Raw genomic sequence first — 18,676 nt, 5'->3', positions numbered from 1 at the left:
GGCCGGCCCCGTCGGCGCGTTCCGGGCCGGCCACGCCCGTACGGCGGACAGCCCGGATATCCCTGACATCCCGGGCATCACCCGGTCAAGGCCGACCGCGACGCTCCGGACAACCGGCCGGATCCCCCCCGTACCGTACGTACGGCGGACGGGACCCGCGTCCGGTCGATCGAGTGCCGGGGGGGGGAACGGCGGGTGGAGCAGTGGCCGGGCGGGGCCGGGCCCACCGGATTCCGGGAGCCGCGCCGCCGGGTGCCCGGAGCCGCCGAACGCGCCGCCCCGCGCTATGCCTTGGGCGCGACCTTCGACAGCCCGTTGATGATGCGGTCCATCGCGTCCCCGCCGGTCGGGTCGGTCAGGTTCGCCAGCATCTTCAGGGTGAAGCGCATCAGCACCGGATGGCTCAGTCCGCGCTCGGTCGCCAGCTTCATCACCCTCGGGTTCCCGATCAGCTTCACGAAGGCGCGGCCGAGGGAGTAGTACCCGCCGTAGGTGTCCTTGAGGACCTTCGGGTAGCGCTGGAGGGCGAGTTCGCGCTGGGCGGGGGTGGCGCGGGCATGGGCCTGGACGATCACATCGGCGGCGATCTGCCCGGACTCCATGGCGTAGGCGATGCCCTCCCCGTTGAACGGGTTGACCAGCCCGCCCGCGTCACCGACGAGCAGCAGCCCCCGGGTGTAGTGCGGCTGCCGGTTGAAGGCCATCGGCAGGGCCGCGCCCCGGATGGGGCCGGTCATGTTCTCCTCGGTGTAGCCCCACTCCTCGGGCATGGAGGCGCACCACGCCTTGAGGACCTCGCGCCAGTCCAGCTCCTTGAAGGAGGACGAGGTGTTGAGGACGCCGAGGCCGACGTTGGAGGTGCCGTCGCCCATACCGAAGATCCAGCCGTAGCCGGGCAGCAGCCGGTCCGGGCCGGGACCGCGCCGGTCCCACAGCTCCAGCCAGGACTCCAGATAGTCGTCGTCGTGCCGGGGCGAGGTGAAGTACGTCCGTACGGCGACGCCCATCGGCCGGTCCTCGCGGCGGTGCAGACCCATGGCCAGCGAGATCCGGGAGGAGTTGCCGTCGGCGGCGACGACCAGCGGAGCACGGAAGGTGACGGGCGTCTTCTCCTCACCGAGACGCGCCTCGACGCCGACGATCCGGCGGGTGCGCTCGTCGATGACGGGGGCGCCGACATTGCACCGCTCGTAGAGCCGGGCGCCCGCCTTCTGGGCCTGCCGGGCGAGCTGCTCGTCGAAGTCGTCGCGCTTGCGGACCAGTCCGTAGTCCGGGTAGGAGGCGAGTTCCGGCCAGTCGAGCTGGAGCCGCATCCCGCCGCCGATGATCCGCAGCCCCTTGTTCCGCAGCCAGCCCGCCTCTTCGGAGATGTCGATACCCATCGACACCAGCTGCTTGGTGGCGCGCGGGGTGAGCCCGTCGCCGCAGACCTTCTCCCGGGGAAACGCCGTCTTCTCCAGCAGCAGGACGTCGAGTCCGGCCTTGGCGAGGTAGTAGGCGGTCGTCGCGCCGGCCGGGCCGGCCCCGACGACGATCACATCGGCGCTGTGCTCGGAGAGGGGCTCGGTCACGGCGGGATCTCCCGTAAGACTCGATATTCACGTGCCTAAAAAGCACTGGACGTGTGCAGTCTATGGGGACCAACCGATCACCCCACCGAAGGGCTCCCTCCGATGAGCAGACTCCTCCCCGCCGTACGGCTGCGTGTGCCCACCGACGAGGACGCGCACGCCTGGCACCGGGTCTTCGACGATCCGCGGGTGATGGAATACCTCGGCGGACCGCGCGAACTGTCGGTGTACGAGGAGCTGACGGCCCGGCAGCGACGCCATGACGCCGAGCTGGGCCACTGTCTGTGGACGGTCCTGGACGAGGACGGCGAGGTCATCGGCTTCGCCGGGGCGCAGCCGTGGCCCCGCGCGTGGGGGCCGGTCGGCGAGATGGAGATCGGGTGGCGGCTGGCCAGCTCCGCCTGGGGGCGCGGATACGCGTCGGCGGCGGCCCGGGTGACGCTGGAGCGGCTGCGCGCGGCGGGGGTGCCGGAGGTGGTGGCGCTCGTGGACGAGCGCAACGAACGCTCACTCGCCGTGGCCCGCCGTCTCGGGATGACTCCGGCGGAGTCCTACCGCTCCCCCACCGCGGACCGTCCCGTCCGCTGTCTCCGTCTCGCTCTCTAGAGCCCTCCGGAGCCCTCCGGAGCCGTCTGGAGCCGTCTGGAGCCGTCCGGAGCCGTCTGGAGCCACTCCCGGCAGGGGGGAAGGGCCCTCAGGGCGCGACAAGAGCGCGACGGGGGCCCCTCAGCGGGCTCCCTCCTCCTTGAACCCCCGGTGGAGGGTCACGATGCCGCCGCTCAGATTGCGCCAGGCGACCCGGGACCAGCCCGCCTCACGGAGGACATCCGCGAGCGCGGCCTGGTCGGGCCAGGACTGGATGGACTCGGCCAGATAGACATAGGCGTCCGGGTTGGACGAGACCGCGCGCGCCACCGGAGGCAGTGCCCGCATCAGGTACTCCTCGTACACCGTGCGGAACGGCTTCCAGGTCGGGTGGGAGAACTCGCAGATCACGACCCGGCCGCCGGGCCGGGTCACCCGCAGCATCTCCGCCAGCGCCCGCCCGTACTCCTGGACGTTGCGCAGCCCGAAGGAGATGGTCACCGCGTCGAAGGTGTCGTCCCGGAAGGGCAGCCTGGTCGCGTCCCCGGCGGTCAGCGGCAGCCAGTCATGGCGCTTCTTCCCGGTGCGGAGCATGCCGAGGGAGAAGTCGCAGGGCACGACGTACGCGCCGGTCGCGGCGAGCGGCAGCGAGGAGGTGCCGGTGCCCGCGGCGAGGTCGAGGACCTTCTGTCCGGGGCGCGCCTCGACGGCCTTCACGACCTCCTTGCGCCATCTGCGGTCCTGGCCCAGGGAGAGGACGTCATTGGTGAGGTCGTACTTCTCCGCCACGCCGTCGAACATCGAGGCGATCTCGTGCGGCTGCTTGTCCAGGGATGCTCGGGTCACGCCGCCCATTCAAGCAGGGCGGTCAGGGCGTCACGCGCGGCGGTACACCAGCCGCCCGCCGAGCACGGTCGCCACACAGGACCTGGTGCCCCGCTCGGCGAGGGCGGCCGCGTCGGGCACGTCGAAGACGGCGAGATCGGCCACCGCGCCGACCACCAGCGCGGGACCCACGACGTCCGCCAGTGCCCGTCCGGCCAGCGGGTCGAGGGTGACGCCGACGCCCTCCGGTACGGCACCGGCGGACGCGGCGGGCAGCACCCGCAGTCCGCCGCGCGCCACCGCCGTCAGCACCGGGGCCCGCCGGAACGGTCCGGCCACGGCGGTCACCCCCTGCCCGAGCAGCCGCTGGAGCCCGCGCCGCGCGCTCTGCCCCCAGCGGGTGTCGTCCAGGCCGGAAGGGGCGAACACCGCGAGCTCGTCCCCGGTGAGCGGTTCGGTGCCCAGGTCCCCGGCCTCGCGCGGATCGGGGTGGTAGGCCCGCTCCAGCAGTTCGGCGGCGCGGAGATGGCGCAGGCCCGGGGTGAGCAGACCGCGCCAGTTCCGGGTCCTGGCGCCGGGGAAGGCGGCACTGACCTCCTCGTACGGTCCCAGCGCCACGACGGTGGCGCCGTCCACGGCGACGGCCTGACGACCGGAGCCGCCCGGGTGCCCGAGGAGCTGATCGGCGGTGTGGAGGGTGAGCACGGGCCGGTCAGGTGGTGGGCAGGAGCTTCAGCTCCGGGTGGGCGGTGCCGCCCTCGATCGCGGTGGAGGAGATATGGGAGACGACACGGGCGTCGACCGGGTCGTCGGCCGGGTCGTCGTGGACCACGAGGTGCTCGTAGGTCGTCGCCCGCTGCGCCGGGACCCGGCCCGCCGTACGGATCAGATCGATGATCTCCTGGCGGTTGGAGCGGTGCTTGGCGCCCGCCGAGGAGACCACGTTCTCCTCCAGCATGATCGAGCCGAGGTCGTCCGCGCCGTAGTGGAGGGAGAGCTGGCCGATCTCCTTGCCGGTGGTCAGCCAGGAGCCCTGGATATGGGCGATGTTGTCGAAGAAGAGCCGGGCGACGGCGATGATCCGCAGGTACTCGAAGATGGTCGCCTGGGTCTGGCCCTTCAGCCGGTTGTTCTCCGGCTGGTAGGTGTACGGGATGAAGGCGCGGAAGCCGCCCGTACGGTCCTGGACCTCACGGATCATCCGCAGGTGCTCGATGCGCTCCGCGTTGGTCTCACCGGTGCCCATCAGCATGGTGGAGGTGGACTCCACCCCCAGGCCGTGGGCGATCTCCATGATCTCCAGCCAGCGCTCGCCCGACTCCTTCAGCGGCGCGATGGCCTGGCGGGGCCGCGCGGGCAGCAGTTCGGCGCCCGCGCCCGCGAAGGAGTCGAGCCCGGCGGCGTGGATCCGCTGGATCGCCTCCTCGGCGGAGACTCCGGAGATCCGGGCCATGTGCTCGACCTCGGAGGCGCCGAGGGAGTGGATGACCAGCTGCGGGAAGGCCGCCTTGATGGCCGAGAAGTGCTGCTCGTAGTACTCCACCCCGAAGTCGGGGTGGTGCCCGCCCTGGAACATGATCTGCGTGCCGCCCAGCTCGACGGTCTCGGCGCAGCGCCGCAGGATGTCGTCGAGGTCGCGGGTCCAGCCCTTCGCGGCGTCCTTGGGAGCCGCGTAGAAGGCGCAGAACTTGCACGCCGTCACACAGACGTTGGTGTAGTTGATGTTGCGCTCGATGATGTACGTCGCGATGTGCTCCGTACCGGCGTAGCGACGGCGGCGGACCGCGTCGGCGGCCCGTCCCAGCGCGTGGAGCGGCGCCGAGCGGTACAGGTCGAGCGCCTCCTCCGGAGTGATCCGGCCGCCCTCGGCAGCGCGGTCCAGCACGGACTGAAGGTCGGCCTTCTCGGTCACCGGGTGTCACCTTTCGGCGGATTTCTTCCGACGCTGTACGAGGCGTCTGCGGGCGGTCCCAGCGTACGTCAGGGCAGTTCGCGACCAGGGCAGCCCCCGGCGCCACGCCCTCCGGGCCAGGCTCAGGGGGTCGCCCTGCCGAGGACGACACCGTGGGAGGCCGGGCTCCAGAAGGTGTCGCTGTAGCCGAGCGAGCCCCGGCTGACCAGCAGATGGACCCGGTAGGACTGGATGGCGCATCCGGTGGCGGGCGAACGGGGCACCGCCTCCGCCGCCAACTCGGCCGGAGTGACCCGCAGCAGCCGCAGGCTGTCCTCGCAGACCATCCGGCCCAGCAGATCGAACCGCCGCAGGGAACCCACCTCACCCCGCTTGTCCCGGGGGTGGAGCCGAAGGACGAAGGTGCCGCCGACGGGCTCACCGGGCGCGACCGGGGGCTTCCAGGAACCGAGGAAGGCGACGGGGACCGCCAGCCCCCCGTCGGACGGGGTGGCCACCTCGGATCGCTCCACGGGTCCCGGGGCCAGCGAGCTCCCGCCCGAGGCGGGAAAGAACATCCGGGCCCCGAAGACCGCCCCCGCCAGCACCGCCGCCCCCACCGTCAGCGACAGCGCGCAACTGGCTCCGCGCCGACGGCGCTTCGGCTTCCGGTCCGAGGGAGCGCCTCCCGTGGACGGGGCGCCGCCCGGCTCCCGGGCGTCCTCCCGCGCACCGGATCCGGCCGCCACCGGCCTCCCGTCCGTCACGGGCCCGTCCGTCACGGGCCCGGCGGGCGCGGCCCGCGCCACCGGCGCCTCCGGGGACCTCGGCTGCGGTGGCACCCGCGCCCCCGTGGCCCGTTCCCCGGCGCGCTCCTCCACCAGCCCGAGGGCACAGCGCGCCTCCGCCGGCTCCGCGTTCCTGGGGCGGCCCGGTCCCACGAGGGAGGAGGGCCGATCCGCCACCGGGCCCCGGGCCCGCGGCGGCTCCAGCTCCTCCAGCGGGGCACGAGGCCGCTCCCGGGACGGCAGCGGCGGCGGCTCGCGGTCCAGCAGATCGACCGCCAGCCTGCTCACCTGCTCGACCACGGGCCAGGGCAGCCATCCGGCCCGCACCAGCCCGGCCGCGCCGGAGGGGGCGAGCGCGTGGGCCACCTCCGCCGGAGTGGGACGCGCGTCCGGGTCCTTGGCGAGGCACGCCTCGGCCAGCTCCCGTAACGCGCCGCCGACACCGTCCAGTTCCGGCGTGCCGTGGATGACGCGGTAGAGCAGGGTGGCCGAGGAGTTCCCCGGAAAGGGCGACTTGCCGGTCGCCGCGTACGCGAGGAGGGCGCCGAGCGCGAAGACGTCGGTGGCGGCGCCGACCGGCTGGCCGAGGATCTGCTCCGGTGACATATAGCCCGGTGAGCCGACCGAGACCCCGGTGGAGGTGAGCACGGTGGCGCCGTCGAGGGCACGGGCGATCCCGAAGTCGATCAGACGCGGGCCGTCGAGGGCGAGCAGGACGTTGGACGGTTTCACATCGCGGTGGACCAGACCCAGCGCGTGGACGGCCGCCAGTACCTCGGCGAGCCCGGCGATCAGGGCGCGTACCGAGGACTCGGGCAGCGGGCCATGGTCGCCGATGGCGCGGGAGAGCGGCGGCCCGGCGACGAAACCGGTGGCGACCCACGGCAGGTGCGCCTCCGGATCGGCGTCCAGGACGGGCGCGGTCCACTGGCCGCCCACCCGGCGCGCCGCCGCGACCTCCCGCCGGAACCGGGCCCGGAACTCCTCGTCCAGCGCGATATGCGGATGGACGACCTTCACGGCGACGGTGCGTCCGCCCTGGCTGCGCCCGAGATAGACCCGCCCCATCCCCCCCGCGCCCAGTCTGCCCAGCAGCCGGTACCCGCCGATGACATGCGGCTCCCCCGAAGTCAGCGGATGCATCTGTACCCCCCGGTCAACATCTGCCCGCCTGTAATTCGTCAGAGTAGGCGGCGAGGGGCGTCGAGGGGGAGGGGAACGCGCTCAAGCGTGAGCGGTGAGCAACTCGACCGTGACATCCGCGGGGAAGCCGGTCGTGGCGCCGACCTGGCGGGCGAACTCATGGACCCCGGCGAGCTGGGCCGGGCCGAAGCGGAAGTCCAAGGTCCGGAAGTAGCGCTCCAGCAGCTCCGCGTCGAAGATCTCCCAGCGGGCGGCCTGCTCGGCGACCTTGGTGACCTCCTCCAGGGAGAGATCACGCGAGGTGAGGAAGGCGCGGTGGACCTCCCGGACGAGGGCGGGCTCGCGCTCCAGATAGTCACGGCGGGCGGCCCACACGGCGAAGACGAACGGCAGCCCCGTCCACTCCTTCCACATCCGGCCCAGGTCATGGACCTGGAGGCCGAGACGGGGCGCGTCGTGCAGGGAGGCGCGCAGGGCGGCGTCACCGATCAGGACGGCGGCGTCGGCCTCCTGCATCATCAGCCCGAGATCGGGCGGACAGGTGTAGTAGTCCGGCTCCACTCCGTACCGCTCCGCCAGCAGGAGCTGGGCGAGCCGCACCGAGGTACGCGAGGTGGAGCCGAGGGCGACCCGGGCGCCGTGGAGCCGCTCCAGCTCCACCTGGGAGACGATCACACAGGACATCACGGGACCGTCGCAGCCGACCGCGAGATCGGGAAAGGCGACGAGCTGGTCGGCGTTACGCAGGAATTCCACGAGGGTGACCGGGCCGATATCGAGTTGCCCGCCCACCAGGCGCTCGCTGAGCTTCTCCGGGGTGTCCTTGGTCAGATCGAGGTCAAGGAGGGTTCCGGTGCGGGCCAGGCCCCAGTACAGGGGCAGACAGTTGAGGAACTGGATATGACCGACGCGCGGCCTGCCGTGCCGGTGGCGGGGTGCTGTGCTTTCTCCGTGACTGTCCACGATGTGAGGCTAGACCGCCCGGCCGCGCCACCGGGTGCGCGGGGGTCACTCCCACCACGAAAGGGACGCGGGGGCCACCCCGAAAGGAGCCTCCGGCCCCGATCCGGCCACGCCGTCCATAAGCGGGCGATCCCGGGCCGTTCGTCACCCTCACTCTCCCCACTTCAAGCGTCCGAGTGAAGTGATCTTCGCCTCTACCGCCGCGAACACCCCCCGTGCTACGCTCGACGCAAGTTGCAGTTTGGTTTCCCTTGCAGTACAGAGCCTGCGGAGCATGTGACCCGCAGGCTTTTGTAGTTTTCAGACTTGTTTGCAGGTTCTGGAGCAGGGCAACCCTTTGGCCCAAGGAGGGCTTATGGCTACCGGAACCGTCAAGTGGTTCAACGCTGAAAAGGGCTTCGGCTTCATCGCCCAGGACGGCGGCGGCCCGGATGTCTTCGTCCACTACTCCGCGATCAACGCGAGCGGCTTCCGCTCCCTTGAGGAGAACCAGGTCGTGAACTTCGACGTCACCCAGGGCCCGAAGGGCCCGCAGGCGGAGAACGTCACCCCGGCCTAATCCAACCGGGTCGGCGAATCACGCACGACTTCACGCAGTACCAAGGAGCCCTGCCCCCTTTCGGGGGACGGGGCTCCTGCCTTTTTTCCCTATCCTTTACGGAATCTTGGATTCAGCGCTTGTTCCCCATGCTCGGTCTGCGCCCGATGCCCCTTTGGTACTCCTTCGCCACTCCCGCGCCGAACCTTCGGTACCGGAAGGCCGGTCCCGTGACAGCCGCGCTGAGTTCGATGGGTGTTTCACCACCGTTCACCATTGCCTACCGGCGTTCGTCATGACCGAATATCCCGATGGGGCCTGACAAGGGATATCACCGGGAAATGGAAGGAGATCCCCACACCCTCTCGGCCGGATCAGCGGGGCGCCCAGCGCTCCCCGCGCAGCAGCGGCCCCAGCCCCACCCAGGCGACGTTCATCAGGGTGGCCGCCGCCTCCCGCTCCGAGACCCGGCCCGTCTCGGTCATCCAGGCGGCCAGCGACTCCGCCGCGCCCACCAGTACTTGGGCCACGCCCGCCACATCGCGTTCGGCCAGTTCGGGTTCCTGACGAGCCGCCCCCGCCTCATGGGCGGCGGCCCGGACCAGCCCGGTCACATAGGCGACGATGGTGTCCCGCAGCGCCGCGACCTCTCCGGCGAACGGTTCCCCGTGGGTGCGCGCCTGCCGGTGGAGCACGGACCACCCGTCGGGATGGCGCGCGGTGTGGGCGAAGAAGGCGGTGAGCCCGGCCCACAGCTGCCGGTCGGCGGGGAGCGCCGGGTCGACCGCGGACTGCACGGCGGCGAGCAGCGCCTCGGCCTCCCGCCGGATACAGGCCGTGAACAGCTCTTCCTTGGAGTTCAGATAGAGATAGACCAGGGGTTTGGAGACCCCGGCCCGCTCGGCGATCTCCTCCATCGAGGTGGCCCGGTAGCCGCGCCGGGCGAAGATCCTCACGGCCGCGTCCAGCATCTGCCGCTCGCGCACCGCCCGGGGCATCCGTCGACCGGTCCTCGCGCTCTTCACCGCGCCCATGGCACTGTCACGTCCCTCCGACCCGTTCCGGTGCAGCCCCGCCCTACCGCTCGGTAAGCGTACGGGCCGGGAGCGTCACCAGAACGGGCCGGAGCCCCCTTTCCCGTACGCCAGTCACGTACGAAGGAAAGAGGGCTCCGAGCGATCACAGAGTGATCGAATTCGACCGGGAAGCGGCCGTTCCCCGTGGCATCCCTAGGAGGGCGAGACCGCCAGCTTGCCGTCGGCGGCCGGGACGTCCGCGGCCGTCGGGTCCTCGTCGATCGGGGAGGAGGTGGCGCTGGTGTAGGCGTCGTGGTCGAGGATCTTCTCGCGGGCGGCGACGATCACCGGGACCAGGGCCTGGCCGGCCACGTTGGTCGCGGTCCGGATCATGTCGAGGATCGGGTCGATCGCCATCAGCAGACCCACGCCCTCCAGCGGGAGACCCAGCGTGGAGAGGGTCAGGGTCAGCATCACGGTCGCCCCGGTGAGACCGGCCGTGGCCGCCGAGCCGACCACCGAGACGAAGGCGATCAGCAGATAGTCCTGGACACCCAGCTGGACGTCGAAGATCTGCGCGATGAAGATCGCCGCCAGCGCCGGGTAGATCGCGGCGCAGCCGTCCATCTTGGTGGTGGCGCCGAAGGGCACCGCGAAGGAGGTGTACTCCTTCGGCACGCCGAGCCGCTCGGTGACCTTCTGGGTCAGCGGCATCGTGCCGACGGAGGAGCGGGAGACGAAGGCGAGCTGGATCGCGGGCCAGGCGCCCCGGTAGAAGTGGAGCGGGTTGACCTTGGCGGCGGTCGCCAGCAGCAGCGGGTAGACACCGAAGAGCACCAGGGCGCAGCCGATGTAGACATCGGCGGTGAAGGTCGCGTACTTGCTGATCAGGTCCCAGCCGTAGTCGGCGATGGCGTAGCCGATGAGACCGACGGTGCCGAGCGGGGCGAGCCGGATGACCCACCACAGGGCCTTCTGGAGCAGTTCCAGCACGGCCTCACTGAGGGTGAGGACGGGCTTGGCCCGCTCACCGAGGGCGAGGGCGGCGATACCGGCGACCGCGGCGAGGAAGACGATCTGGAGGACGTTCAGCTCGGTGAAGGGCGTGATGACGTCCGTCGGGACGATCCCGGTCAGGAAGTCGATCCAGCTGCCCTCCTTCTTGGGCGCCTGACCGTCCTTGGGGGTCAGTCCGGTGCCCTCGCCCGGGTTGGTCAGCAGACCGATCGCGATGCCGATGGCGACTGCGATCAGCGAGGTGATCATGAACCAGAGCAGGGTGCGGGCGGCGAGCCGGGCGGCATTGTTGACCTTCCGCAGATTGGTGATCGACACCAGGATCGCGAAGAAGACCAGCGGCGCGACGGCCAGCTTCAGCAGCCGGACGAAGATGTCGCCGATATGACCCAGAGTGTCCTTCAGCCAGCTGATGTCCTGGCCCCGGGCCAGCCAGCCGAGCAGGACACCCAGGACCAGACCGGCGACGATCTGCGCCCAGAAGGGGATCTTCGGTATGCGTCGGCCGGTGGGGTTTCCGGCCGGGGTGGTCGCGGTGTTCGCGGACACGGACACACTCCAGTGAGCGGTGGGAGAGGGGATGCGGGGGGTGTGGGACGCGGCGGCCCGTGTACGGAGGGCGACGGCCGCGGACGGTGCCGGAGGCGGTACGGGGTCAGACCGAGCGGTGACAGACCGCGGACAGGCGACAGGCCGCGGAGAGGCCATAGATCGCTGACATACAGCGGCAGAGACCAACGTGCGGACACGCCACGAGCGGGGTGCTCATGGCGGAGTCGGGGCGCGCTGCTGCTGACGTCATGTCCAGTACGTTAACACTTGAACTTTGAGAACCTCAAAGCTCCCCTTTGAGGTATTCACCACGCCCACTCCAGGAATGCACCACGCCCCCGGCCGAAGGAGGTCTCCCTCCCCGGCCGGGGGCGTGATCACCCATCCCGTCCATCACCGCGCCAGGCCATCCCCTTGGGCTCACTGTGGGCCTCACCACCGGATCACCCCGAGGGCCTCTGCCGGTGAGTAGCTCCGTGTGACGGCTCGCTCCACCCGAGGTCGGTTCTGAGCCAAAGGGGCGCGTCTGGGGGCACCCCCAGGCGCAGGCCTGGGGGATTTCACGGCCGTCGCGCGGAGATCGCGAGGAACGAGCGATCGAGCACGTCGGACGCGAGAATCTCGACTCAAGCGCCCCGGTGGGGGTCCCCCCAGGCGGAGCCTGGGGGAGAAGAACCGCTAAAAAATCAGTCTTCTCGGGTCCGGTTGGACTCCAGACGGGCCTTGGCGTGGTCCACCTTCGAGACGATCTGCTGCGACATCGCGTCCCGCTGCTTACGCAGCAGGACAAAGCTCAGCGGCGCCGAGACGACCACGGCGAGCAGCAGGATCCAGGCGAAGTGGGCGTCTCCGAGGCCCTTGGGCAGGATGCCGAACTGCACCAGCGCGGCGACGACCACGAAGCATCCGGCGAAGATGGCGAAGCGCAGACCGGTGTACTTCAGCGCGGCGCTCGACTTGGTGGACACGGCGGGGAGCCTCTCTCTCGTCGTACGGGCAGATCCTGCCGAACCAGTGAAGCACGCCCGGTTGTGGATCAGTCGGGCACCCGTCCCGGTGGGGAACGGCGTGACCGGGACGGCGTTCAGTGGAGCGGCAGCAGCATGATCACGTCGTCGCGGTCATCGCCGGGGGCGACCCGGATCGCGCCCGGCACCCGGCCGACCTCCTTGTAGCCGCAGGACGCGTAGAACCGCTCCAGGCCGAGGCCGCCCCGGCAGGTGAGCCGGATCGCCTCGATGCCCGCGCAGCCGCGGGCGGCCTCGGCGGCGGCGGTCATCAGGGCGCGGCCGTGGCCCCCGCCCTGGCGGCGGGGGTGGACCATGACGGTGTAGAGCCAGACCCAGTGGGTCATCAGCCGGTGTTCGTTGAAGGAGAGGACGGCGGCGGCCTGGATCTCGCCGTCCTCGTCCCGGCCGACCAGCAGCCGGGAGCCTCCCTCGGCCAGGGCGACGAGGTGGCGGACGAGTTCCGGCCGTACCGTCTCCTCGGTGACGGGAGGGACGAAGCCGACGGCGCCGCCCGCGTTGGTGACGTCGGTCCACAGCCGCAGCAGGGAGTCCTTCAGCCGGTGGTCGACCGCCGGGTCCAGGGTGTAGCGCAGGGCCACCGGGTCACACCCGCATCGGCTGGGGGGATTCGCGGCGGTCGGCGTCGGGGCCGGGGTACTCGCGGATGATCTCGTACCGGGTGTTGCGCTCGACCGGACGGAAGCCGGCGTCCCGGATCAGGTCCAGCAGATCGTCCCGGGTGAGCTTGTTGGGGGTGCCGTAGTTGTCGGCGTCATGAGTGATCTTGTACTCGACGACCGAGCCGTCCATGTCGTCGGCGCCGTGCTGGAGCGCGAGCTGGGCGGTCTGGACGCCGTGCATCACCCAGAAGACCTTGACGTGCGGGACGTTGTCGAAGAGCAGCCGGGAGACCGCGAAGGTCTTCAGCGCCTCGGCGCCCGTCGCCATGGTGGTGCGGGCCTGGAGGCGGTTGCGGATCTTGCCGTCCTTCATGTCCACGAAGTCGTGCTGGTAGCGCAGCGGGATGAAGACCTGGAAGCCGCCGGTCTCGTCCTGGAGTTCGCGCAGCCGCAGCACGTGGTCCACGCGGTGGCGCGGCTCCTCGATGTGTCCGTAGAGCATGGTGCTGGGGGTCTTGAGCCCCTTGGAGTGCGCCAGGCGGTGGATGCGCGACCAGTCCTCCCAGTGGGTGCGGTGGTCGACGATGTGCTGGCGGACCTCCCAGTCGAAGATCTCCGCGCCGCCGCCGGTGAGTGATTCGAGGCCCGCCTCGATCAGCTCGTCGAGGATCTCGGAGGCGGACATGCCCGAGATGGTCTCGAAGTGGTGGATCTCGGTGGCCGTGAACGCCTTCAGTGAGACGTTCGGCAGGGCCTCCTTGAGGGCGCTGAGCGAGCGGGGGTAGTAGCGCCAGGGCAGATTGGGGTGGAGCCCGTTGACGATGTGCAGCTCGGTGAGGTTCTCGTTCTCCATCGCCTTGGCGAGGCGGACGGCCTCCTCGATGCGCATGGTGTACGCGTCCTTCTCGCCCGGCTTGCGCTGGAACGAGCAGTAGGCGCACGACGCGGTGCACACATTGGTCATATTGAGGTGACGGTTGACGTTGAAGTGGACGACGTCGCCGTTCTTCCGGGTGCGGACCTCGTGGGCGAGTCCGCCGAGCCAGGCGAGGTCGTCCGACGCGTAGAGGGCGATACCGTCCTCACGCGTGAGCCGTTCACCGGCCCTGACCTTCTCCTCCAGCTCGCGCTTGAGCCCAGCGTCCATGCGCCCGCCTCCCATAACTCTTTCGTCCATCGGGCTCCCCAACCGTACGCCTACGCCTGTTCGGGCAACTCGCCGACCCGGTTCTCCCACTTGGTGGAGAGCACGATCGTGGTCCTGGTGCGGGAGACTCCCCGGGTTCCGCTGAGGCGGCGGATGGTCTTCTCCAGTCCGTCGACATCGCTGGCGCGGACCTTGAGCATGTACGAGTCGTCGCCCGCGATGAACCAGCAGTCCTCGATCTCCTCCAGATCGCGCAACCTGCGGGCCACGTCCTCGTGGTCGGCGGCGTCGGAGAGGGAGATGCCGATCAGGGCGGTCACCCCGAGCCCGAGGGAGGCCGCGTCGACGGTGGCGCGGTAGCCGGTGATGACACCCGCCGCCTCTAGGCGGTTGATGCGGTCGGTGACGCTGGGGCCGGAGAGTCCGACGAGCCGTCCCAGCTCGGCGTAGGAGGCCCTGCCGTTCTCCCGGAGGGCCTGGATGAGCTGTCTGTCCACCGCGTCCATGTGCCTGGAGCCTTCCTGCGTCCGTGGATGGTCTCTGGATCGATCCGTGCCGTGCCAGACGGTGTGGATCGAGCCGTGCCGTGCCAGACGGCGCCGTGCCGGACGGCGCCCTCTGAGGTCCTGAGGTCCTGACTTCTGAGCTCTTGCCTGCTCAATCGTTGAATCTAAGGCGTGCGAAGTTGAACCCCTGCGAATCCAGCGATTCCTGTGATTCTTCCAAAGAATGCGCGACGGTCTCCGAGGATCTCTCCAGACGTCGCGTGGGCGGGCCCTGTCCGCCGCGACGCGCGCCGCCCGACCGGCGCACACGCCGTACGGAGGAACCGCGCGCCACCCGGTCCCGGCGCGCGCCGCTCAGTCGGAGCGCGCGCCCCCCAGCCGCCCTTCCCAGCGCCGGTAGAGCCGGTGCTCCACACCGACCGCGTCCAGCGCCCGTCCGGCGACGAAGTCCACCAGTTCCTGGATATGCGTGGCGCCCGCGTAGAAACCCGGGGAGGCGGGCAGCACCACGGCCCCGGCCTCGTCCAGGGCGACGAGCTGCCGCAGGGTCTGGCCGCTGAGAGGGGTCTCGCGCACCGCCACCACCAGCGGCCTGCGCTCCTTGAGCGTGACACTGGCCACGCGCTGGAGCAGGTCCTTCGAGAGCCCGAGCGCCACCCCGGCGACACAGGCGGTGGAGGCGGGCATGATCAGCATCCCCTTCGCGGGGTACGAACCGGAGGACGGCCCGGCGGCGAGATCGCCCGCCGCCCAGTGGCGCACGTCCGACAGATCGGTCTCGAAGGTCCCCGGCTTGCCGTCGGCGCCCCGCCCCAGCCACTCGGCCAGGTCATCGCGCCAGTGCGCGTCCCGGTAGGCGATCCCGGTCTCGTCCAGGATCGTCAGCCGCGCGGCCCGCGAGACCACCAGGTCGACGCTCTCCCCCGCCGCGATGAGCCCCCGCACCACGGCGGCGGCGTACGGGGTGCCGGAGGCGCCGGAGACCCCGACGATCCAGGGCTTGCGGGGGTGCTGTGCTGTTGGCTCCACACGGCGAGCCTAACCGGCGGGCCGCGGGGGGCCCGCCGGGCCCGGGGATCAGGCGTTGGGGTCGACCGGCAGGCCGGAGGTGTCGAAGGTGAGTGCGCCGACGGAGGTGTCGATCTTGACCGTGGTGCCGTACCGGAAGGTGTCGGTGCCCCGGTAGCCGGTGGGGCCCGGGTTCCAGCGGGTGACGACCTCGCCACGGGACGGATCGAAGATCAGGTAGTTGGCGATGCCCCGGGCCGCGTACTGCCGGTCCTTGACCTCGTAGTCGTTGCGGACGCTGCTCGGGGAGACGACCTCGATGGCCAGCTCGATCAGCTCCACCGAGTAGACACTGAGGTTGCGCGCCTCCTCCCGGGCCGGGATGACGGCGAGGTCGGGGCAGAACTCGAAACCGTCCCCGAAGGGGAAGAGCACATCGCTGACGCACTCCCACTGGGGGGAGATCTGCGACTCCAGGAGGTTCCACACCAGGCGGATCGTCTTGGCGTGGAACGCCCGGAGGGGGCTCAGCACGACATTGCCCTCGACAATCTCCATCCGATAGCCGGGGAACATGTCCTCGAACCGGCTGAGCTGCGAGTGCAGGTGGTCGGTCTCCGAAGCGGTCACGTCAGCCTCCCTGTCCTGCCCTCGATGGTAGGCCAGACGCTCGTCAGACCGTCAGCCCCCGCACCACCAGGTCCAGCAGCGCGCACACGAACAGGGCGATGCCGATGAATCCGTTGACGGTGAAGAACGCGCGGTTCAGCCGGGAGAGGTCGCCGGGGCGCACGATGGAGTGCTCGTAGACGAAGGCGGCCGTCACGATCGCCAGGCCGGTCCAGAAGAAGGCGCCCGCCTCGGTGGCCAGGGCGTACCAGACCAGCAGGGCCACCGTGACCGCGTGGGCGCCCCGGGCCCCGTACAGCGCCGCCGGGACACCGAAGCGGGCCGGGACCGAGCGGACCCCCTCGGCCCGGTCGGCGGCCACGTCCTGGCAGGCGAAGATCAGGTCGAAGCCGCCGATCCAGACACCGACCGCGAGACCGAGGATCACCGCGTCCCCGGACCAGGTGCCGGTCACCGCCAGCCAGGCGCCGACCGGGCCCATCGCCTGGGCGAGGGCGAGGATGGCGTGCGGGAAGTCGGTGAACCGCTTCCCGTACGGATAGATCACCATCGGGATGACCGCGACCGGCGCCAGCGCCAGACAGAGCGGGTTGAGCAGCGCGGCGGCGCCCAGGAAGAAGACGAGGGCGATCAGCGCGCCGGTCCAGGCGGAGCGGACGGAGACCGCGCCGGTGACCAGCTCGCGCTGGGCGGTGCGCGGATTACGGGCGTCCAGCTCGCGGTCGATGATCCGGTTGCAGGCCATCGCGAAGGTCCGCAGCCCCACCATCGCGACGGTGACCAGCAGCAGGGTGGTCCAGTCGATGGACCCGTCCCGCTGGAACATCGCGGTCAGCGTGGCGATATAGGCGAAGGGCAGCGCGAAGACCGAGTGCTCGATCATCACCAGGCGCAGAAACGCCCGGGTCCTGCCCGGACCGGGTACGGCGGCGGCCGGAGCGCTCACAGGCCGTATTCCTTCCAGCGGCGGTCGACCAGCGCCGCCGTCGCGGGGTCGGACTCGACCATCTCGGGCCAGCCGCCATCGCGGACATAGCCCTCCTCGGGCCATTTGGCGGTGGCGTCGATACCCGCCTTGCCGCCCCAGAACTGCTGGTAGGAGGCGTGGTCCAGATGGTCGACCGGGCCCTCGGTGACGGTGAGGTCGCGGGCGTAGTCGGTGTTGCCCAGCGCCCGCCAGGCGACCTCGTGGAGGTCGTGGACGTCGCAGTCCTGGTCCACCACGATGATCAGCTTGGTCAGCGACATCATGTGCGCGCCCCAGATGGCGGACATCACCTTCTGGGCGTGCTTGGGGTACTTCTTGTCGATCGAGACGATCGCGCAGTTGTGGAAGCCCCCGGCCTCCGGCAGGTGGTAGTCGACGATGTCCGGGACGATGATCTTCAGCAGCGGCAGGAAGAAACGCTCCGTCGCGCGCCCCAGCGGGCCGTCCTCGGTGGGCGGGCGGCCGACCACGATGGACTGGAGCAGCGGACGGCGGCGCATGGTCACACAGTCGATGGTCAGCGCCGGGAAGGGCTCCTGCGGGGTGTAGAAGCCGGTGTGGTCGCCGAAGGGGCCCTCGGGGAGCATCTCCCCGGGCTCCAGCCAGCCCTCCAGCACGACCTCGGCCTGGGCCGGGACCTGGAGCGGCACGGTCTTGCAGTCGACCATCTCGATCCGCTTGCCCTGGAGGAACCCGGCGAACAGGTACTCGTCGATGTCGCCCGGCAGCGGCGCGGTGGAGGCGTAGGTCACGGCGGGCGGGCAGCCGAAGGCGATGGCGACCGGCAGCCGCTCGCCGCGCCGCGCGGCCACCTGGTAGTGGTTGCGGCTGTCCTTGTGGATCTGCCAGTGCATCCCGATGGTGCGCTGGTCATGGCGCTGGAGCCGGTAGAGACCGAGGTTGCGCACCCCGCTCTCGGGGTCCTTGGTGTGGGTGAGGCCGAGGTTGAAGAAGGAGCCGCCGTCCTTGGGCCAGGTGAAGAGCGCGGGCAGCGCGTCGAGGTCGACGTCCTCGCCCCGCAGCACCACCTCGTGGACGGGGGCGTCCTTCACCTTCTTCGGCGGCACGTGCACCATCGACCCGAGCTTGCCGAACGCCTCGCGCACCCCGACGAAACCGTGCGGCAGCTCCGGCTTGAGCAGTCCGCCGATCTTCTCGCCGATCTCCGCGTAGGACTTCAGCCCGAGCGCCTTGAGCAGCCGCCGGTCGGTCCCGAAGACGTTCATCGCCAGCGGCATGTCCGCGCCGCGTACGTTCTCGAAGAGGAGCGCGGGGCCACCGGCCTTGTTCACCCGGTCGACGATCTCCCCGATCTCCAGGTGGGGATCGACCTCGGCGGTGATCCGCTTGAGGTCTCCCTCGCGTTCGAGGGCCCGGAGCAGAGAGCGGAGATCGTCATAAGCCATGCGGTCCAGTATCCGGTACCGGTTACCCTGGCGGCGTCACCGGGGGCCGTTTCCTGGCCCCACCGCCTCACTCTGGGGGACGTTCAGACCATGCTCAGGTATCTGCCCTTCCTGCTGGTCCTGGCGCTGTGGATCTACGCCTTCATCGACTGCCTGAACACCCCGGAGAAGGAGGTCAGGAACCTCCCCAAGGTCGCCTGGGTGATCATCGTGCTCCTCTTCGGACAGGTGCTGCTCGGCCCCATCGCGTGGTTCATCGCGGGCCGCCCGCGCCGTACGCCGTCGTACCGGGGGAACCGGGGCCGCACCTGGGTGGCGCCCGACGACAATCCGGAGTTCCTGAAGTCACTCCGGGACGAGGGTGACGAGTCCCGGAAGAAGAAGGACGACACGAGGGACGACGAGGGCGGAGCCGCCTGAGCGGGCCGTTCCCGTACGCGTACGGACCCTATGGAAAGGGGCCGCTGATATC

General features: G+C 70.4%; 19 protein-coding genes. 3 read left to right on the top strand and 16 right to left on the bottom strand.

Going from position 1 to position 18,676, the window contains the following annotated elements; translation table 11 throughout:
* Window positions 1-284: 284 nt before the first annotated feature.
* Window positions 285-1,571 (bottom strand): geranylgeranyl reductase family protein, encoded by a 1,287-nt coding sequence (locus ACFVIM_RS20945; protein WP_384303347.1) that lies wholly within the window; start codon window positions 1,569-1,571, stop codon window positions 285-287.
* A gap of 102 nt (window positions 1,572-1,673) precedes the next feature.
* Between ACFVIM_RS20945 and ACFVIM_RS20940 the strand changes: the two genes are divergently transcribed.
* The gene (locus ACFVIM_RS20940) at window positions 1,674-2,177 is read left to right on the top strand and encodes a GNAT family N-acetyltransferase (protein WP_384303345.1); all 504 of its coding nucleotides are present in this window, start codon (window positions 1,674-1,676) and stop codon (window positions 2,175-2,177) included.
* A 120-nt stretch (window positions 2,178-2,297) separates the two neighbouring features.
* On the opposite strand, the gene ACFVIM_RS20935 is transcribed toward ACFVIM_RS20940, so the two are convergent.
* The 5 genes from ACFVIM_RS20935 to ACFVIM_RS20915 form a co-directional block, all read right to left on the bottom strand.
* Window positions 2,298-3,002 (bottom strand): demethylmenaquinone methyltransferase, encoded by a 705-nt coding sequence (locus ACFVIM_RS20935; RefSeq protein ID WP_384303343.1) that lies wholly within the window; start codon window positions 3,000-3,002, stop codon window positions 2,298-2,300.
* A gap of 30 nt (window positions 3,003-3,032) precedes the next feature.
* Window positions 3,033-3,686, bottom strand: a complete 654-nt coding sequence (locus tag ACFVIM_RS20930) for a hypothetical protein (RefSeq protein WP_384303341.1) — start codon at window positions 3,684-3,686, stop codon at window positions 3,033-3,035.
* 7 nt (window positions 3,687-3,693) lie between these two features.
* Window positions 3,694-4,893, bottom strand: a complete 1,200-nt coding sequence (gene mqnC / locus ACFVIM_RS20925) for a cyclic dehypoxanthinyl futalosine synthase (protein WP_384303339.1) — start codon at window positions 4,891-4,893, stop codon at window positions 3,694-3,696.
* A gap of 122 nt (window positions 4,894-5,015) precedes the next feature.
* Window positions 5,016-6,803, bottom strand: coding sequence for a protein kinase (locus tag ACFVIM_RS20920; RefSeq protein WP_384303337.1), 1,788 nt, complete (start codon window positions 6,801-6,803; stop codon window positions 5,016-5,018).
* 81 nt (window positions 6,804-6,884) lie between these two features.
* The gene (locus ACFVIM_RS20915; protein ID WP_384303335.1) at window positions 6,885-7,766 is read right to left on the bottom strand and encodes a menaquinone biosynthetic enzyme MqnA/MqnD family protein; all 882 of its coding nucleotides are present in this window, start codon (window positions 7,764-7,766) and stop codon (window positions 6,885-6,887) included.
* 355 nt (window positions 7,767-8,121) lie between these two features.
* On the opposite strand from ACFVIM_RS20915, the gene ACFVIM_RS20910 reads away from it, so the two are divergent.
* A complete protein-coding gene (locus ACFVIM_RS20910) occupies window positions 8,122-8,325 on the top strand; it encodes a cold-shock protein (RefSeq protein ID WP_003967102.1) in 204 nt (67 codons plus the stop codon).
* A gap of 353 nt (window positions 8,326-8,678) precedes the next feature.
* Here the strand turns inward: ACFVIM_RS20910 and ACFVIM_RS20905 are convergent, their stop codons facing one another.
* The 10 genes from ACFVIM_RS20905 to ACFVIM_RS20860 all read right to left on the bottom strand — a co-directional run bounded on the left by ACFVIM_RS20905 (window position 8,679) and on the right by ACFVIM_RS20860 (window position 18,204).
* Window positions 8,679-9,338 (bottom strand): TetR/AcrR family transcriptional regulator, encoded by a 660-nt coding sequence (locus tag ACFVIM_RS20905; RefSeq protein ID WP_384303333.1) that lies wholly within the window; start codon window positions 9,336-9,338, stop codon window positions 8,679-8,681.
* A gap of 195 nt (window positions 9,339-9,533) precedes the next feature.
* Complete coding sequence (locus ACFVIM_RS20900) at window positions 9,534-10,886, bottom strand: dicarboxylate/amino acid:cation symporter (protein WP_384303331.1); 1,353 nt, start codon at window positions 10,884-10,886, stop codon at window positions 9,534-9,536.
* Between the two features lie 689 nt (window positions 10,887-11,575).
* Complete coding sequence (locus ACFVIM_RS20895) at window positions 11,576-11,857, bottom strand: DUF4229 domain-containing protein (protein ID WP_384303329.1); 282 nt, start codon at window positions 11,855-11,857, stop codon at window positions 11,576-11,578.
* Between the two features lie 116 nt (window positions 11,858-11,973).
* Window positions 11,974-12,498 carry a GNAT family N-acetyltransferase gene (locus tag ACFVIM_RS20890; RefSeq protein WP_384303327.1) on the bottom strand — a complete coding sequence of 175 codons (525 nt, stop codon included), beginning with the start codon at window positions 12,496-12,498 and terminating at the stop codon, window positions 11,974-11,976.
* 4 nt (window positions 12,499-12,502) lie between these two features.
* Complete coding sequence (gene mqnE, locus ACFVIM_RS20885) at window positions 12,503-13,666, bottom strand: aminofutalosine synthase MqnE (protein ID WP_384303325.1); 1,164 nt, start codon at window positions 13,664-13,666, stop codon at window positions 12,503-12,505.
* Between the two features lie 50 nt (window positions 13,667-13,716).
* Window positions 13,717-14,172 carry an Lrp/AsnC family transcriptional regulator gene (locus ACFVIM_RS20880; RefSeq protein ID WP_384303323.1) on the bottom strand — a complete coding sequence of 152 codons (456 nt, stop codon included), beginning with the start codon at window positions 14,170-14,172 and terminating at the stop codon, window positions 13,717-13,719.
* 354 nt (window positions 14,173-14,526) lie between these two features.
* Window positions 14,527-15,201 carry a UbiX family flavin prenyltransferase gene (locus ACFVIM_RS20875; RefSeq protein ID WP_384303321.1) on the bottom strand — a complete coding sequence of 225 codons (675 nt, stop codon included), beginning with the start codon at window positions 15,199-15,201 and terminating at the stop codon, window positions 14,527-14,529.
* A 48-nt stretch (window positions 15,202-15,249) separates the two neighbouring features.
* The gene (locus ACFVIM_RS20870; RefSeq protein WP_384303319.1) at window positions 15,250-15,810 is read right to left on the bottom strand and encodes a Uma2 family endonuclease; all 561 of its coding nucleotides are present in this window, start codon (window positions 15,808-15,810) and stop codon (window positions 15,250-15,252) included.
* 43 nt (window positions 15,811-15,853) lie between these two features.
* On the bottom strand, window positions 15,854-16,756 hold the full coding sequence (gene mqnP, locus ACFVIM_RS20865; RefSeq protein WP_384303317.1) for a menaquinone biosynthesis prenyltransferase MqnP: 903 nt from the start codon (window positions 16,754-16,756) through the stop codon (window positions 15,854-15,856).
* Complete coding sequence (locus ACFVIM_RS20860; protein ID WP_384303315.1) at window positions 16,753-18,204, bottom strand: menaquinone biosynthesis decarboxylase; 1,452 nt, start codon at window positions 18,202-18,204, stop codon at window positions 16,753-16,755. Before ACFVIM_RS20860 ends, mqnP begins: the two co-directional genes overlap by 4 nt.
* A 90-nt stretch (window positions 18,205-18,294) precedes the next feature.
* Here ACFVIM_RS20860 and ACFVIM_RS20855 point away from each other — a divergent pair, with 90 nt between their 5' ends.
* Entirely contained in the window at window positions 18,295-18,624 is a 330-nt protein-coding gene (locus tag ACFVIM_RS20855) for a PLD nuclease N-terminal domain-containing protein (protein ID WP_384303313.1), read from the top strand.
* The last annotated feature ends 52 nt before the right edge of the window (window positions 18,625-18,676 follow it).

Origin of the sequence: Streptomyces sp. NPDC057638 (genome assembly GCF_042800315.1) — a bacterium.
Taxonomy (GTDB): domain Bacteria; phylum Actinomycetota; class Actinomycetes; order Streptomycetales; family Streptomycetaceae; genus Streptomyces.
Note: the sequence above shows the minus strand (reverse complement) of the source record. Positions and strands in the feature narration are given on the sequence as shown.